Consider the following 17478-nt stretch of genomic DNA (forward strand, 5'->3'; position numbering starts at 1 on the left):
GCCTATTAATGTGTTTTTTAAGTAGCCCTTTTTACGCGCAAAAAACACCAATGCTATCAGATACCACCCAAGTAAATACCTTGGAGGAAATGCTGATTATTGCCAAAAAGAAAAAGATTGAAACAGAGATGAAAATGGCAGTTTCGGTAGATGAGTATTTGGCATCCTCAGATCAGATTAGCTTTATTAAACGCGGCGCTTATGCTTGGGAACCTTTGCTAAATAACATGAGTAGCGAACGCTCTAAAATTACTATAGACGGAATGCACATTTTTGGCGCTTGTACCGATAAAATGGATCCGATTACAGCTTATGTAGAAAGTAATAACTTGGCTGAAATCGATATCAAATCGGGGCAAGAAGGAAGCATGCATGGCGCTACAGTTTCTGGAAGTATAAACTTAAAACGGAAAAACACACTGTTTTCAGACTATGGAAGCGAATGGAAAGGTACTTATCAAACAGGTTATGAATTTAATAACAAACAATTCTTTAACCTTGGTAATCTATCTTTTGCTAGCGATAAATTTGTAGCCGATGCAAGTGTGGCTTACCGTAAAGCCAGCAACTATACCGATGGTAAGGATAACGAGGTTAAGCATTCGCAGTATAAAAAGTTTAATACTTCATTAGGGTTGGCCTATAAAACTAGTCCGTTATCCGCTTTGCGTTTCGATGCTATTTTTGATGTAGCAAAAGATGTAGGTTATCCTGCATTGCCTATGGATTTATGGTTGTCTAGGGCCTTAATTACATCGGTTTCTTACAAGAAATTGTTTGAAGAAGGTTTATTAAGAGTGTGGGATACCAAGCTATACTTTAATACCATAGAGCATTATATGGATGATACCACCCGACCAGAAAACCTTGTACACATGGATATGCCTGGTTGGAGCACCACTTTTGGTTTAACCTCTAAGGCAAATTTACGCAAGGAGAATCTAAGCTCAGAAATTCAGGTAAACGCATATCAGAATATTGCTATTGCAGAAATGCGAATGTATCCGCAAGACAGATCAGAACGTACTATGTTTGCCTATAGTTGGCCTTGGGTAACTACGCGTTATGCGGGAGTTTCTCTAGGTAATTCTTGGGATATATCGCCCATAAGTCAGTTAAATTTTGGAGGTTCTTTAGGGCTTAATTATAACCACTCAAAGTACATCGATTTTAATTGGATTTTTTATCCAGGAGCACCCCAAGAGAAAACAAGGTTCTTGCCTAGTATTTATACCAATTATACACTTTTTGCTAATAAATTTAATGTTACAATTGGTGGTGGTTATGGGCAAAGAGCTCCTTCGGTTTCAGAAGCTTATGGGTATTATATCTATAACAGCTTTGATCGTTATGATTATGTAGGCAACCCTAATTTAAAGAATGAAACTTCATACGAGCTTAATGCAAGCGCAGGTTTTAAGACTGAAAATCTTAACCTAAGTGCCAAAGTAAATTACTTTTATATAAAAGATTATATTATCGGTGAGATACTAAGCTTAGGAAGCCCTATGAATTATCAATCTGTGGGCGTTAAAGGCTATACCGCTTTAAGCTATGCCGAGATAGTAAATTTTTCTTTAAATGGAAGCTATAAAATCACCCCAAATTTACAATGGAAAGGAAACTTAACTTATGTAAGAGGGAAAGATGATAAAGGCGGTAACCTACCTTTTATTCGTCCGTTGAGTTATCAAACAGCCTTCGTATATAATTATAAAAAACTAAGTGTACAAACCTCGTTAAACGGAGATCTGGAGCAAGTTGATTATAGTCCTAAATATGGAGAAGATAATACCCCAGCGTATAAGATATGGAACCTTTCTGCCAATTATGCTTTTTATATAAAAAACAACAAGTTTATTTTCCAAATTGGAGCAGAGAATGTTTTAAACGAGTATTATAGCACCTATGCCGATTGGGGAAATATTCCGAGAATGGGGCGTAATGTATTTACGTCTTTAAAAATCGATTTTTAAATCAAAAAAACAATTAGTATTACCTTTTAAATTTATTAAAAATGAAAAACATTAAAAAATATATTTTATTAACACTTACCGTATTAGCCATTGTTTCATGTAGTGATGATGATAGTGCACCTGTTGCAAATAATGTAACCTTAAGCTTTACAAACACGTTTAACGATACACCTATTGTTTTGGGTGATGCTACCGCTACAGAGGCTACAGAAAATACATCGGCAGCAGGACAAGTACATCATTTTGCCGAGTTAAAATATGTAATTAGTAACATTAGGTTAATTGAGACCGATGGAAGCGAAATTCCTTACCATATCAATAATTTAGATAAAGGCGCTACTGTAATAAACCAAGCTAAACCACAAAGCCTAAATTATGTGCTAAGTGATATTCCTACAGGAGATTACAAGCAAATTAAATTTGGTTTAGGTGTAAGAAGCGACCTTAATGTATTAGACGAAACTAAATTTCCTAACTTCTATGCAGCAGCAGGTGAAAACGATACCGAAATGATGTGGGAATGGGGAACAGGTTACCGTTTTACCAAAATAGAAGGTTTTTACGATGCAGATCATAAAGAAATGTCTATCCATACCGGAAGCACCATAGATGACGATGAAGAAGGCAATTTTATTCAAGGGGTTGATGCTTATAGAGACATTACGCTAGACCTTACCGAAAACGCTATTGTTGGAAGTAAAGCTCCTAAAATTAACATCAAGGCAGATTTTAATAACTTATTGAGCGGAAAAAGCAATACCATAACATTAACTTCTGGTAGCGGAATGAATGATAACGCTACTCCAAACGTACATACAGCTGTACAAATGATGAAGTTTGTAGATAACCTTGGCGGAAATGGGCAAAGCGATACTAAAGGCATGTTCTCTATTCAAGGTGTAGAAAACTAATCATGTTAACTCAAGCCGTTTTGAAACTTTAAAGCGGCTTGAGTTAAATTTAAAAAATGATAGTGATGAGAAATATATTTTATTTATTTATTGGTGTATTGTTTTTTAGCGCATGTAGTAATGATGATTATGAAAAAATACTGCCTAAAAATCCAGCATTAGCCGTACAAATACCCGAAAATTTCCCAGCGGTAAATGCTGCCTATTATACCAACACACCAACAGAATTTGGGGTAGCATTAGGAGAAAAACTATTTAACGATAAACGTTTTAGTACAGATAATAGCATTTCTTGTGCTAGTTGCCATATACAAAGTCATGCTTTTGCCGATGATAAACCTCGTGCAATAGGCGTAGCGAATAGAGAAGGAATAAGAAATACCCCACCAATACAAAATTTAGCTTTTATGAAATTCTATAATTGGGATGGGAGTAAACTTCAGTTAGAAAAACAAGCGATAGTTCCTATTATAACACATGAAGAGATGGATTCTTCATTATCTCAAGTAATAGCCAAAATTAGTAAAGATGAGGATTATACAGCGCTATTTATTAAAGCGTTTGGCGATGAAGAAATAACTTCAGACAGAATTTATAAGAGCATAGCGCAATACGAATACACCTTGATTTCAGCCAACAGTAAATACGATAAAGTAGTTCGGGATAAAACAGAAACATTTACCGAAACAGAGCAGCAAGGTTATGAAGTTTTTCAACAGAAATGTGCCAGTTGTCATGCTACGGCCTTATTTACCGACCAAAGTTTTAGAAACATAGGTTTCCCGCTAAATACAAACACAAACGAGACAGGAAGAGCAAGAGTTACAGGAAACCTGGAGGATTATATGAGTTTTCGTGTGCCGAGTTTAAGAAACATAGCTTATACAGCTCCTTACGGAAGTTTTGGGCAGTTTAACACCTTAAAAGAAGTGTTGGATTATTTTGATGAAGGTGTTTTAGAGGCCGATAATTTAGACCCTATTTTTAAAGAAAATAACAACAGTATTCCGCTTACCGAGCAAGAAAAAGAACAACTTATTGCTTTTATGCATACTTTGAGTGATGCTAAATTTGTATCTGGAAAATAAGTTTAGGTTTCGGTTTATAATTTAAGGAGCTCTGTTTGGGTATAGGTTTTTAGCTCATCAAAAAACAATTTAAATTCATCTTCAAACAAGGTGTAATTTTCTTCTAAGGTTTTTACGGCATTTTGCAGGGAAATCTCTCTTTTTATGCGTTTGCTCATTTGCGATAAAATATAATGTAAACCTTCTAGAGAAGCATAACAGGTTAACCAATTTTCTTTTACCATAATAGGGTATAGGTTTTTAATTCTATCAGGAAGAATTTCAAAATTAGTTTTTAAAAGTTGATAAAAATCGGCAGCATAAACACCTAAACTCTTATCATGATAAATTTCCCAGTTTTTAGCCAGAAAATGGTCGAAAACCACATCGATAATCACCATATTATAATGCCTAAATTCATCAAAAAAACGATGAGCACTTTGATAAACCAGCTTATGTGTATCGGTAAAACTATCTATTTTTCGGTGTAAAATAATACCGGTTTGGATTTCGGGAGGGTAGGCTAAGTAACTTTTTCCTTTAATGCCGTCAGCTATAAAGTTTCCTATCTGAATATTTGTATTAGTACCTGAAAGGTAGATGTGTGCAAGGTAATTCATGCGCATAAAAATACTATAAATAAATTAACAAGCTTTATTTTTAGCATTTTAATTGCCATTTTGTAACGATATCTCGTACTTTAGCAGAACACTAATCTTAAACTATTAAAAGCAGAAAACATTTATGACATTAATAAAATCTATTTCAGGATTTCGCGGAACCATAGGAGGAAGAACAGACGATAACCTAACCCCCGTAGATGCGGTAAAATTTGCAGCCGCTTATGGTACTTGGGTAAAACAACAATTGCCTAAAGAAAACTATAGAATTGTAGTTGGGAGAGATGCTCGAATTTCGGGCGAGATGATACAAGAATTAGTAATGAATACGCTTGTAGGCTTAGGAATTCAGGTAATCGATTTAGGGCTATCTACCACACCAACAGTAGAAGTTGCTGTGCCTATGGAGCATGCCGATGGCGGAATTATTCTTACCGCTAGCCATAACCCTAAACAATGGAATGCCTTAAAATTGCTAAATAATAAAGGAGAGTTTATTAATGCAGAAGAAGGAGCTAGAGTTTTAGAAATTGCCGAAAAACAAGATTTTATATTTGCTGAGGTAGATGATTTAGGGAAAATCACTAAAAACGATGCTTATATCGATATGCATATCGATGAGATTTTAGACTTAGAATTGGTAAATACCGAGGCCATCAAAAAAGCTAAATTTAGCGTAGTAGTCGATGCAGTAAATTCTACAGGAGGTATAGCCATCCCATTATTGTTAGAACGATTAGGCGTAGAAACTATAAAATTATATTGTGAGCCTACGGGAGAATTTCCACACAACCCAGAACCTTTAAAAGAACACTTAACCGATATTTGTAAAAAAGTACTTCAAGAAAAAGCCAATTTAGGCGTAGTGGTAGATCCAGATGTAGACAGGCTTGCCATTATAGATGAGAACGGACAAATGTTTGGAGAAGAATATACCTTAGTTGCCGTAGCAGATTATATCTTAGGACATAAAAAAGGAAATACGGTAAGCAACTTATCATCATCAAGAGCTTTACGAGATGTTACCGAAAAGCATGGAGGAACTTACAGCGCAAGTGCAGTAGGAGAGGTAAATGTGGTAAAATTAATGAAAGATACTCAAGCCGTAATAGGAGGAGAAGGAAATGGCGGAATTATTTATCCAGAGTTGCACTATGGTCGAGATAGTTTGGTAGGGATTGCCCTGTTTTTATCTTTACTAGCAGAGCGCTCCATCAGTGTTTCTGAGTTAAGAAAAACCTACCCTGCATATTATATGGCAAAAAACAAAATCCAGTTAACACCAAGCTTAGATGTAGATACTATTTTGGCTACCATAGCACAGCGTTACCAAAAGGAAGAAATTTCTACCGTAGATGGGGTAAAAATAGATTTTCCAGAAAATTGGGTGCATTTACGAAAATCGAATACAGAACCTATTATCAGAATTTATACCGAAGCAAAAACTCAAGAAACTGCCGATATTCTAGCCGAAAAATTTATAGCAGAAATTAAAGAAATTGCAGGCATATAATTACTTGGCGTGTTTCCAGCGTTTATGACTCCATAAATAATATTCGGGTTGCTTGATAATTTGTTTTTCGAGCAACTCGAAATATTTATCGGTAATTTTATAATCCTCAAAATCTTTAGGATTATCAGTAATAGGGATAAACGTGGCTTGGTAGTAACCGCGTTTTACTTTTTCTATTTGTAAATAAGTAATGGCATAATCTAAGCGTTTAGCAATTACTTCGCTGCCTATAAAAACAGGTACTTCTCTTCCTAAAAAGTTTCGCCAATATTTTGTATTTCCCCCTTTTGGCGCTTGGTCGGCTATCATGCCGTAACTCGCTAAAACTTTATCTTGCTTATCTTTAAACATTTGTTTGTGTACTGTTTTAGTATCGAGCATGGTGGTATTTTGTCGACTTCTTATTTTTCGAATAAGCTTATCAAAATAAGGGTTTTTTATACGTTTATAAATTCCATAACCTTTATAGTGTAACCCATAATAATGCAATGCTGTAACCCATTCGTAACTCGCATAATGCCCCATCATAACAACATGGCTTTTATTTAAGGTTTGTAAACGAGTTAGCTCTTCTGGATTGGTAATTACAAATCGTTTTTTTAATTCATCATCAGTGATGGTTAAGCTCTTAATCATCTCCAAAAACAAGTCGCAAAAATGCAAGTGAAACTTGGTTTTAATTTCCTTTATTTCTTGTTTAGATTTGTTAGGGAAAGCATGAGTTAAGTTGCTGGTAATTACTTTTCGGCGGTAGCCTATTAGGTTAAAAACAATAAAACTAACAGCGGTAGCTACTAGGTAAATTCCTTTAAAAGGAAGTTTGGAAATAAACCATAATAAAGGGTAGGAAATAATATAGATAAACCGCTGCATAAATCGTTCAAGTATTTAGCCTCCAAAGATACAGTATATTTTTAAAAAATTACACTAATCGGTTTTCATCTAAGGCGGTTTATTTATCTTTACCCAAATAAGATTTACAATATGAATATGATAACCTTAACCATTATAGCCATCAATGTTATTCTTTCTATAAAGGGTTTTAATGATGCTGTTTTTTTCGAAAAATATAAATTTAATATCGGGGCTATACAACGAGGAGAAAAAATAAGACTATTAACTTCGGGGTTTTTGCATGTAGATGTTTCTCACTTGTTTTTAAACATGCTAACCTTATACTTTTTTGCCGATGTTGTTATTCATTATTTAGGGAATATAGGCTTTGTTTTGGTATATTTAGGAAGTTTGATTTTAGGAAATTTAGTTTCGTTATTTTTCCATAAAAAAGAATATTATTACAGTGCGGTAGGGGCAAGCGGTGCGGTAATGGGAGTTTTGTATGCTTCTATTTTATTGCAACCCGATATGATGTTAGGACTCTTTTTTTTAATTCCTATTCCTGCTTATATTTTTGGAATTGGTTACCTGCTTTATTCTATATACGGAATGAAAAATAGGATGGATAATATTGGTCATGATGCCCATTTTGGTGGTGCAATGGGCGGATATTTTATTACGCTTATAATAAACCCGTGGGTAATTACACAACATACATTAATGACTATTTTATTAGTAATTCCTATAATAATCTTGTTTGTTTTACAACGAAAAGGTAAACTTTAAAAGGTTTGGTATCATTATTGTTTTAAGCTACGTATAAATTAATAAACATTATATTCTATGAAAAAATTAGTTATTGCATTAACCTTAATTACTAGTGGTTTATCTGCACAAAACCAACCACAAGGCGTACACGTTACAGGAGAAGGAGTTGTAAATGTTGTTCCAGATCAAGTATTGATAGATGTACGTGTAGAGCATGAAGGAGATACTGCCATTGAAGTAAAAAATAAAACCGATCAAGATGTAGATAAGGTTTTTAAATTTTTAAAGAAAGAAGGAATTGCCGAAAAATATGTGCAAACAGAACGTATAAGTTTAAACAAAAACTACCAATACAATACCAAAACATACAGGTATGTAGCTAGCCAAAGTATTTCTATTAAGCTTGTTGATATTAGTAAGTACGAAAACGTTATAGCAGGTTTACTAAATGCAGGAATAAATAGGATAGGAAATGTAAACTTTACAAGCTCTAAACTAGACGAGTTAACCAAGCAAGCTAGAGTAAAGGCGATAAAAGATGCCAAAGAAAAAGCGAAAGTATTTGCCGATGCTTTAGGGCAGGATTTAGGAAAAGCAATTTATATCTCAGAAAGCAACAATCATTACCCAGGACCTATGTACAAAACAATGGCAATGGAAAGCAGCGCCAGAGGAGGTAACGATAAACAAACCATAGCGGTTGGTGAGATGCAAATAAAAGTAGATGTACAAGTAAACTTTGCGTTACATTAAGCAATAGACTTATTAAATAAAAAAATCCGTTGAAGTTAATTTCAACGGATTTTTTTATGGCAGGTAGTAAATACTATTGGTTTCGTAGTATATAATATCTCTACTCGAATTTTATAGCACAGTCTTATATCAAAACTCGATGATATTATTAAGGAATGGAAGATTTAAAAACCTCTTAATAAAAATAAACCAGAATTATTCTTTTATAATTCTGGTTTATTTTTTGTTCTTATCTATTTACGAAGCTTAAGATTCTATCATCGTAATAGGTTTTCAACTTGGCACAAATGATAATAATACTAGCTATTTAACTATGTAGTTTTCGTTCAGCTTGTTGCATTTTTAGTTTCAACTCTTTAAGCCTAATCTCTTGATCCATTAACTTTAATTGCTCTTTTTGAATTTTTGCAGGAGACATTTTCCCCTTCAGCTTTTGCTTTTCAAATTTATTTTTAGCTTTCTCTAGTTTAAGCTGCGCTTTGTGATATTTATCGGTAGCCTTTAAATAATTTTTTTCTGCTTTTTCTGCTTTTTTTATTGCTTTCGCTTCAGCTTTTGCTTTTTTTGCAGCTTGCTTTAGCTCTCGTTCAGCTTGTTTTTGTTGCGCTTTGGCTAATTTTTCTTCTTCTTTTATTCTTTCGGCCTCAGCTTTTAGTCTTGCTTGCTCTGCATCTACTCTTTTTGTATCAAGTTGAGCTTTTTTTTCAGAGTTTTCATGCGCTTTTATTTGCAACTTGTTTTCTTTAGCAGTATTGTTAAAATTAGATTTTTCTAAAAGAATTACTTTGGGAGAAACCGCAGTAGAATCTGTGGTAACTTTCTGTTCTGTTTGAGAATCTTGTGCAAATAAAGTAGCCGAAATAGATAAAAATAAACCTAAAAATACGTTTTTAACTGTCATAATCTTTTTAATATGTTTTTTATTTTAGACACGAAAAGTATATAAAAGTCATGTAAAAATAAGCTATTTATAGATAATGTTTGTATATTATTGATAGTAAATAGGTTACATTAAGCGTTTTGTTGAAAAAAAGAAACCGAAAACACTAAGGTTAAATATCTTTACTAACTATTAGATTTTGTATCTTTGAAGTTTAGAAAAAAGACACTTATGGCAGTAGAAACGCTAACAAAATCAGATAAAGTAATAAAAAAACCAAAATGGTTACGTGTTAAACTTCCTACAGGAAAGAAATATACCAATTTAAGAAACCTAGTAGATAAATACGATTTACATACCATTTGTACCTCAGGAAGCTGCCCTAATATGGGAGAATGTTGGAGTGAAGGAACGGCTACTTTTATGATTTTAGGAAATATTTGTACTCGTTCTTGCGGTTTTTGTGGCGTAAAAACAGGAAGACCAGATACTGTAGAATGGGATGAACCAGAAAAAGTAGCGCGCTCTATAAAACTTATGGGGATAAAACATGCGGTAATAACAAGCGTAGATAGAGATGACTTGAAAGATATGGGGTCTATTATTTGGGCAGAAACCGTAAAAGCCATAAGAAGAATGAATCCTAACACTACATTAGAAACTCTAATCCCAGATTTTCAAGGGAATGAACGTCACATAGACCGTATTGTAGAAGTTGCACCAGAAGTGGTTTCGCATAACATGGAAACGGTAAGAAGGTTAACACGAGAAGTACGTATCCAAGCAAAATATGAACGTAGTTTAGGAGTATTGAAATACCTTAAAGATCAAGGAATAAACAGAACTAAATCTGGTATAATGCTAGGTCTTGGAGAAAAAGAGGAAGAAGTTATTCAAACATTAGAAGATTTAAAAGCAGCAAATGTAGATGTAGTAACTATAGGGCAATACTTACAACCTAGTAAAAAACATTTGCCTGTTCAGCAATTTATTACACCAGATCAGTTTGAAATTTATAAAAAAATAGGAGAAGAGCTTGGCTTTAGACACGTAGAAAGTAGTGCCTTAGTACGCTCTTCCTACAAAGCTCAGAAACACATAAATTAACCTATGCAAACTACCATAAAAGTAGCTATAAATGGCTTTGGACGTATAGGCCGAAGCCTTTTTAGATTGTTGCTCAATCATCCCAACATTACAGTGGTTGCTATTAACGATTTGGCCGATGCGAAAACATTAGCACACTTATTAAAATACGATAGTATTCATGGGGTATTACCCAATATGGTTTCGCATAATACCCAAGGTATTTTTGTAGATGATGATTTCTATCCGTTATTGCAGGAAAGTACCCTAGATAAACTTTCGTGGGAAAAATACCAACCAAATTTTGTTGTAGAAGCAACAGGGAAGTTTAAAGAGAGAGCGCAGTTAGAAAAACATATAGAAAATGGAGCAGAACAAGTAATTTTGTCGGTTCCACCAGCAGATGATAGCATTAAAACAATTGTATTGGGAGTGAATGATTATTTACTTACCAAAGAAGATTATATAGTATCCAATGCCTCTTGTACAACTAATAATGCAGCTCCAATGCTTAAACTTGTACATGAAGCCTTTACGGTAGAGCAAGCTTATATTACAACGGTTCATTCGTATACATCAGATCAGAGTTTACACGATAAACCACATCGAGATTTACGCAGAGCTAGGGCTGCAGCACAATCTATTATCCCTACAACAACAGGAGCCGCTAAAGCCTTAACTAAAATTTTTCCTGATTTAAGCCATGTTATTGGAGGCTGCGGAATTAGAGTTCCCGTGCCTAATGCTTCCTTAACAGATATGACACTTAATGTAAAGAAAAAAGCAAGTATAGAAAGCATTAATATGCTTTTTAAAGAAGCTGCCGATAACAAAATGAAAGCTATACTTAGTTATACCGAGGATCCTATTGTTTCTATAGATATTATAGGAAATCCGTTTTCTTGTATTTTTGATGCTCAAATGACCTCGGTTATCGATGGGCATTTGGTAAAATTAATCGGTTGGTATGATAATGAGCGCGGGTATAGCAATAGGCTTGTAGATTTAATACTAAAGCTTCATCACCTTTAAAATTCCTTTTTTAAAAATTTCTGTATCATCTAAGATTTTAGTCTCTATAGGTAAATAGAATATTTTATTGTTGGGAATTACATTTTTTAAACGCATATAATCTTTTTGTGTTGTGATGATAAGTTCTTTTTCTTTTAAGAAAGCGAGTTCTTCTTTAGAAAAATTATGGTGATCTGGATACTTTAAGTGTGTATACTTAAGTTTTTTCTCATTTAAGAAATCTAATAAGGGCTTGGGTTTGGCAATACCTGTGACTAATGTAAAATTAGGAAGTTGGGCTAGCGGTAATTGATTTGTTTTATTTTTTACCTTTTCTGCGTAAGAAATACCCGCAAAAAATACTTGTTGATTTTTCGTAGGGTTTAAACAAGCTATAATGTCTTTTTTTTCTTGTAAGCTAAGTGTATCTGGGCACTTGGTAACAATAATATAATTAGCGTTGTTTGCCCTGCTTCTGGGTTCTCTAAGGTTACCAGCAGGGAGAAGGTAATCTCTACAGTATAAATTATCGTATGAAGTGAGCAGCATGTTAAAACCAGCTTTTATTTTTCGATGCTGAAAAGCATCGTCTAGCAAAATTACCGAAGGTTTTACGGGTAATTTTTGAAGGTTTTTAATCCCTATACGCCTATCTTCACAAACAGCAATATTGGCAAGGGGAAAGTTTTGTTTAAACTGTAAAGGTTCATCGCCAACTTCTTGCGCGGTTTCTTTCCCATTTAGTAATATAAACCCTTTTGTTTTGCGTTTATAGCCTCTGCTTAGAGTGGCTATATTTTTTAAGTTATTGTTTTCTTGGAATATTTTTAAAAGGAGCTCTATCATCGGAGATTTTCCTGTGCCACCAACGCTTAAATTCCCTACGCATATAATAGGGAAATTGTATGAGGTTACTTTTTTTATTCCTAAGGAATAGATAAGGATATGAAAATAAACCCCTAATCCGTACAGTAAGGAAAAGGGGTAGAGGAGTATTTTTCTGAGTTTTTTCTGCATAATAAGCTTCTCTAATTGAGCCTGCTTTTAGAAAGGAGTATTTACACTTCCTTCAAAGTGGTGTTCGATATGTTTTTTATCGATAAACTTTATTTTATTATGGTTAATAATATAAACCTCTAAGGTATCGGTGTATGTAGTTTCTCCGTTATCTGATAGGTGTAAAAATCTCATTTCATGATGCCTAGGTTTGTTTAAAACGTCTTCATCTTTAATTTCTTTCATAAAGAAAGATCCTTTTTTAGAGTCTGTAGCTTGCCAGTCTACTTGGTCGTATGTTTTTCCTTGGGTATCGGTAGAGGTAAACATGCTGTATGTTGGGGCAAACCTTAGGTAATTGTAATGTTTAAATACAGAGTTATTGTTATCAGGGTTTACTTCTTCGGTTTTTACCCACATTTGGTACTCGTTAAAAAGATGAATTATACGCGAATAGGTAGCATCGTCTAAATTAAAGTCGTTTGCATTGTAACCCGTCATGTAAAATGCGATATTAGTATCGTAGGAGTCTACTAATTTAAGAGCGTTACTTCCTAGGCCATAAACACGGTATTTGCGGTTATCTACATTAATATAAGCTTCACTTCCTTGTTGGTTTATTGTGTAGGTGCTAACGGCGTTTCCCATTGTTGTGTTATCAAAGCCAATAAGGTTATTTTGTGCGTAAATAACTTCATTTTGAAAGCTTAATGTAATGGCGTTTTTTACAAAATCAACATCGGCAATATTTTGTAAATCTGTTGGTTCTATAAACCAGTATGTGTATGATGCTAATAGTTTAGTTATACTATTATTGTTTTCAATAGGGGTGCCATTATCATCATCGTTCTTACAGGATGTAAGTGCAATGCTTATGCTAATGACTAAAAAGAGTATCTTTTTCATATAAAAAAATTAAGCGATTAAGGTACAAAAAAAACATTGTGTATTTTAATGTTCTTCTGCATATTTTACAAAGGCATTGTTGTAATCTCTTAACTCTTCTATATTTAATTTATTGTTGATGTCTCTAATAAGGGTAATAAGGTAAACCATGCTTTCTGTTGGATCAAAATCTGCTGGGGTAAAATCTATTTCTTCTAGCGGTTCATCTTCGGGGATAGGAATATTAAACGAGTCGTATTCCTCTATATGTTCAAAAGCCAAACGAAGTGCTTTTGCAATAACAGGTTGCTTTTCTTCTACAGCATAAGGTCTTAGCTTTTTTAAATCGTCCATTAGGGTATTGGTAATAATACCGGTGTGATTCAAATCGCCTAAAATTTTTCTAATTAATTGCTGTGCTTGTGGATTGTTCAAAACCTAAGAATTTTAAAGTTAATTTGGCACAAAAATAATTTATTCTATTTATTTTAATCAAAAGAAATTAAAAATTTAATTCGCTTTTTTAATTACTTAGAAAATAGGAGTTTATAAATCTATTCTATATTTCTTCCTAAAAAATTTCAATTTACTTATAAAATCGTGTAATTTTGCATGTTTAAATTTTTAAATCAACGACCAAAAGTATAGGTGTTTTTATGATGCAAAAAACCGAAGAAAAAGTACTTTACGATTACCAAGAAAAAGACTTAGAAAAGATATTTACTTACCTAAGTGATTATCCCGAAAGCTATAATTTATGTTACCAGTTGCCTACAGGAGGAGGAAAAACGGTGATTTTTTCGGAGATTGTTAGACGTTATATCCAGCAAACCCACAAAAAAGTAATTATTTTAACGCATCGTATAGAATTGTGTAAACAAACTTCTAAGATGTTGGACGGTTTTAATGTTAAAAATAAAATTATTAACAGTAAAGTAAAAGACCTTCCCGATCAAGATGAATACCAGTGCTTTGTAGCCATGGTAGAAACACTTAACAACCGTTTAAATGATGAAAAATTAGAAGTAAAAGATATTGGGCTGGTTATTATAGATGAGGCACATTACAACTCGTTTACAAAACTGTTTAAACATTTTGAGAACTCTTTTATTTTAGGCGTAACCGCAACACCGTTAAGTTCTAACATTAAGCTTCCTATGAATGATAATTATAAGGAGCTTATTGTAGGAGAATCTATTACCTCGTTAATAGAAAAAAGTTTCTTGGCACGCGCCAATACTTTTAGTTACGATGTAGGTTTAGGCTCGCTGCAAGTAGGAATAAATGGAGATTATACCGTAAAATCTTCCGAAGATTTATATACCAACCTATCTATGCAAGAAAAACTCTTGCAAGCATACGAGGAGCGTTGTAAAGGGCAAAAAACACTTATTTTTAATAACGGGATAAATACGTCTTGGTTTGTTTACCAAACCTTTAAAGATGCAGGTTACGAGATAAGACACCTAGATAATACCCATAGTAAAAAGGAACGTAAAGAAATTTTAAAATGGTTTAAAACTAAACCCGATGCAATTTTAACTTCGGTTAGTATTTTAACTACAGGATTTGATGAACCTACCGTAAGAAATATAATATTAAATAGAGCAACAAAATCCTTAACCTTGTATTATCAGATGATAGGACGTGGGTCGCGAAAACTTCCTGGTAAAGATGAGTTTAATGTGATTGATTTAGGAAATAATGCCGCTAGATTTGGTATGTGGGATGCTCCGGTAGATTGGCAACTGATATTTAAAAACCCAGACTATTTCTTAGATAACATGATATCTGATGAAGAAATAGAGCAGGAATTTACCTATAAAATGCCAGAAGAAACTAGAGCGCTATTTAAGAATACGGAAAATATTCATTTCGATATTAAGAAAGCTTATGATGAAGCGGTAAATAATGGCGAAAAATCAAAAGCTGTATTGGAGGAATCTATTAATCAGCATGCACGTATGTGTGTAGAAAATAGTGAAGATGTTTTTGATGCCCGTATTTTGGCTAGAGAATTGAAGGACGATATCCACGATCGTGTAAAACGCTATTCTTATTGTATAATTAATAACACCAAAAACTATAGAGATTGGTTGTTTGAAGATTATAACAGGAAGTTGCGTTCAAAAATAAACACCATGTTTCAAGATGAATAAAAATAAAAGCTACCTATAAATTTAGGTAGCTTTAGTTTTTATTGGCTGTTTTTCAGATGTAAGATTTTATAAAATCGGCAGTTTTTTCAACGGTGTTTTGCGAAAGGAAATTAACATAAGCATCGCTAATAATCCTACCTTTAAAAAATGATAGAGCAATTTCTACTTGCTTATTATCTGCCATGCCAACATCAATAAGCAGTGGAGTTTTAAGCTTTAAAGCTTTGAGGTATTTAAAATAAGTTATTTCTTTTTCAGAAAAAGCACTGTTTTCCGCTAAAGGAGCTATAGTATATATAAATCCTCCTGCAAGATTATCGATTTCTTTTATTCTACTTTCTGATGTTTGCGGACTTATAAAAGGAATATATTTCAGGTTGTTTTCGGTAAAGTATTGCTGGTACTTGCTTTTAAAAATAGATAGTGGTAAATCAGGAATTATTAAACCATCAATGTCTATTTGAGCACATTTTTTGCAAAAATCTTTTACACCATATTGGTAAATAGGATTTAAATATCCCGAGATAAGTATAGGTTTTGTTGTTTGTTTTCTTATATGCTTAAGCTGCTCGAAAAATAGCTTTGTTGTCATACCATTTTGCAGAGCCACTTTTTCACTTTCTTGTAGTGTGGGTGAGCCTGCAAGGGGATCGCTAAAGGGTAATACCACAATGATAATGTCGGCCTTATTTTCAGACAGCAGTTGTATGCTTTTAGGCGTGTCGTTTAAATTAGGAAATCCTGCGGTAGTGTATATGGCGTTTAAATTGCTTTTTTGCGCTAGTGTATAATCTATTCTATTCATCATTTTTAGTTAAAGTAATTTGTGTAAGTATTTAAATCTTTATCGCCGCGTCCAGAAAGGTTTACGACAATAATATCAGAGGCTTTAGTGGCTAGTTTGTCTAAAACTGCCAAGGCATGTGCGCTTTCTACAGCGGGGATAATTCCTTCTAGTTTACAGAGTTCTATTCCAGCAGTAATTGCTTCATCATCGGTTATGGTAATAAATTCTACGCGTTTTTCTTTGTGTAAATGTGCATAAAGTGGACCAACGCCAGGGTAATCTAAACCAGCAGAAACAGAGTAAGGCTCTATTATTTGTCCATCTTCTGTTTGCATAACCATGGTTTTGCTTCCGTGAATTATTCCAGGAGTACCAATTACAGAGGTAGCTGCTGTTTTACCAGAGTTAACTCCTTTACCTGAAGCTTCTGCTGCAATAAGTTTAACCTCGGGGGTATTTAAGTAATGATAGAAAGCTCCTGTGGCATTACTACCTCCGCCCACACAAGCAACAATATAATCTGGGTTAGGTGTTTTTTCTTTTTCAGTTAGTTGCTTTTTTATTTCTTCAGAAATTACACTTTGTAAACGTGCAACAAGATCTGGATAAGGATGAGGACCCACAACGCTACCTATAATATAAAAAGTATCTTCAGCGTTTCTTACCCAGTCTTGGATGGCTTCATTGGTGGCATCTTTTAGTGTTTTGCTCCCCGATGTGGCAGGTTTTACTTCTGCTCCTAATAGTTTCATGCGTTCTACATTAGGTGCTTGCCTTTGGGTATCTATTTCGCCCATGTAAATTACACAATCTATACCTGCTAAGGCACATACCGTAGCGGTAGCCACCCCATGTTGTCCTGCTCCAGTTTCTGCAATTACACGGGTTTTGCCTAAGTGTTTTGCTAGCAGAATTTGCCCAATGGTGTTATTTATTTTATGAGCTCCAGTATGGTTTAGATCTTCTCGTTTAAGATAAACTTTAGCCCCTATTTTTTCAGAAAGCCTTTTGGCATGATATAGAGGAGAAGGCCTACCTACATAATCTTGAAGCAAGGAAGAGAACTCTTGTTTAAAGCTTTCTTTTTGCATAATTTCTAGGTAACAGTTTTTTAATTCTTCGATGTTATGATGAAGCATCTCTGGGATGTAAGCCCCACCAAATTCACCATAGAATCCGTTTTCGTTTACTTGATAATTCATGTTTTTTATTGTTTTAAATTATTGTTT

General features: G+C 33.9%; 17 protein-coding genes. 9 read left to right on the forward strand and 8 right to left on the reverse strand.

Annotated features, from left to right (window positions below; translation table 11 throughout):
• Window positions 1-50: 50 nt before the first annotated feature.
• The 3 genes from GGR32_RS00440 to GGR32_RS00450 all read left to right on the forward strand — a co-directional run bounded on the left by GGR32_RS00440 (window position 51) and on the right by GGR32_RS00450 (window position 3975).
• Window positions 51-1976: a TonB-dependent receptor plug domain-containing protein gene (locus GGR32_RS00440; protein ID WP_246415154.1), complete on the forward strand. Its 1926-nt coding sequence runs from the start codon at window positions 51-53 to the stop codon at window positions 1974-1976.
• 41 nt (window positions 1977-2017) lie between these two features.
• Complete coding sequence (locus GGR32_RS00445; RefSeq protein ID WP_183475476.1) at window positions 2018-2887, forward strand: MbnP family protein; 870 nt, start codon at window positions 2018-2020, stop codon at window positions 2885-2887.
• 65 nt (window positions 2888-2952) lie between these two features.
• On the forward strand, window positions 2953-3975 hold the full coding sequence (locus GGR32_RS00450) for a cytochrome-c peroxidase (RefSeq protein WP_183475477.1): 1023 nt from the start codon (window positions 2953-2955) through the stop codon (window positions 3973-3975).
• 14 nt (window positions 3976-3989) lie between these two features.
• Here the strand turns inward: GGR32_RS00450 and GGR32_RS00455 are convergent, their stop codons facing one another.
• A complete protein-coding gene (locus GGR32_RS00455) occupies window positions 3990-4574 on the reverse strand; it encodes an acyl carrier protein phosphodiesterase (RefSeq protein ID WP_183475478.1) in 585 nt (194 codons plus the stop codon).
• Window positions 4575-4698: 124 nt separating this feature from the next.
• On the opposite strand from GGR32_RS00455, the gene glmM reads away from it, so the two are divergent.
• Entirely contained in the window at window positions 4699-6087 is a 1389-nt protein-coding gene (gene glmM / locus GGR32_RS00460; RefSeq protein WP_183475479.1) for a phosphoglucosamine mutase, read from the forward strand.
• On the opposite strand, the gene GGR32_RS00465 is transcribed toward glmM, so the two are convergent.
• Window positions 6088-6960 carry a lysophospholipid acyltransferase family protein gene (locus GGR32_RS00465; protein ID WP_183475480.1) on the reverse strand — a complete coding sequence of 291 codons (873 nt, stop codon included), beginning with the start codon at window positions 6958-6960 and terminating at the stop codon, window positions 6088-6090.
• 111 nt (window positions 6961-7071) lie between these two features.
• Between GGR32_RS00465 and GGR32_RS00470 the strand changes: the two genes are divergently transcribed.
• On the forward strand, window positions 7072-7710 hold the full coding sequence (locus GGR32_RS00470) for a rhomboid family intramembrane serine protease (RefSeq protein WP_221403667.1): 639 nt from the start codon (window positions 7072-7074) through the stop codon (window positions 7708-7710).
• Between the two features lie 57 nt (window positions 7711-7767).
• Window positions 7768-8445 (forward strand): SIMPL domain-containing protein, encoded by a 678-nt coding sequence (locus GGR32_RS00475; RefSeq protein WP_183475481.1) that lies wholly within the window; start codon window positions 7768-7770, stop codon window positions 8443-8445.
• A 307-nt stretch (window positions 8446-8752) separates the two neighbouring features.
• On the opposite strand, the gene GGR32_RS00480 is transcribed toward GGR32_RS00475, so the two are convergent.
• Complete coding sequence (locus tag GGR32_RS00480) at window positions 8753-9346, reverse strand: hypothetical protein (protein ID WP_183475482.1); 594 nt, start codon at window positions 9344-9346, stop codon at window positions 8753-8755.
• Between the two features lie 210 nt (window positions 9347-9556).
• On the opposite strand from GGR32_RS00480, the gene lipA reads away from it, so the two are divergent.
• Together lipA and gap are read left to right on the forward strand one after the other, a co-directional pair.
• Entirely contained in the window at window positions 9557-10432 is an 876-nt protein-coding gene (gene lipA / locus GGR32_RS00485; protein ID WP_183475483.1) for a lipoyl synthase, read from the forward strand.
• Between the two features lie 3 nt (window positions 10433-10435).
• Window positions 10436-11443 (forward strand): type I glyceraldehyde-3-phosphate dehydrogenase, encoded by a 1008-nt coding sequence (gap, locus tag GGR32_RS00490; protein ID WP_183475484.1) that lies wholly within the window; start codon window positions 10436-10438, stop codon window positions 11441-11443.
• Here the strand turns inward: gap and lpxK are convergent.
• The 3 genes from lpxK to GGR32_RS00505 are packed head-to-tail and all read right to left on the reverse strand — an operon-like array spanning window position 11423 to window position 13738.
• On the reverse strand, window positions 11423-12439 hold the full coding sequence (gene lpxK, locus GGR32_RS00495; RefSeq protein ID WP_183475485.1) for a tetraacyldisaccharide 4'-kinase: 1017 nt from the start codon (window positions 12437-12439) through the stop codon (window positions 11423-11425). The two genes, gap and lpxK, sit on opposite strands and share 21 nt — an antisense overlap.
• Window positions 12440-12466: 27 nt before the next feature.
• On the reverse strand, window positions 12467-13324 hold the full coding sequence (locus tag GGR32_RS00500) for a hypothetical protein (RefSeq protein ID WP_183475486.1): 858 nt from the start codon (window positions 13322-13324) through the stop codon (window positions 12467-12469).
• 45 nt (window positions 13325-13369) lie between these two features.
• Window positions 13370-13738 carry a hypothetical protein gene (locus tag GGR32_RS00505; RefSeq protein WP_183475487.1) on the reverse strand — a complete coding sequence of 123 codons (369 nt, stop codon included), beginning with the start codon at window positions 13736-13738 and terminating at the stop codon, window positions 13370-13372.
• A 221-nt stretch (window positions 13739-13959) separates the two neighbouring features.
• Here GGR32_RS00505 and GGR32_RS00510 point away from each other — a divergent pair, with 221 nt between their 5' ends.
• Complete coding sequence (locus tag GGR32_RS00510; protein ID WP_183475488.1) at window positions 13960-15462, forward strand: DEAD/DEAH box helicase; 1503 nt, start codon at window positions 13960-13962, stop codon at window positions 15460-15462.
• A gap of 52 nt (window positions 15463-15514) precedes the next feature.
• Here GGR32_RS00510 and trpA read toward each other — a convergent pair whose 3' ends face one another.
• Window positions 15515-16270 carry a tryptophan synthase subunit alpha gene (gene trpA, locus GGR32_RS00515; RefSeq protein WP_183475489.1) on the reverse strand — a complete coding sequence of 252 codons (756 nt, stop codon included), beginning with the start codon at window positions 16268-16270 and terminating at the stop codon, window positions 15515-15517.
• Window positions 16271-16272: 2 nt separating this feature from the next.
• Window positions 16273-17451, reverse strand: coding sequence for a tryptophan synthase subunit beta (gene trpB, locus GGR32_RS00520; protein WP_183475490.1), 1179 nt, complete (start codon window positions 17449-17451; stop codon window positions 16273-16275).
• Between the last annotated feature and the right edge of the window lie 27 nt (window positions 17452-17478).

Source organism: Mesonia hippocampi (assembly GCF_014197445.1).
Classification (GTDB): domain Bacteria; phylum Bacteroidota; class Bacteroidia; order Flavobacteriales; family Flavobacteriaceae; genus Mesonia; species Mesonia hippocampi.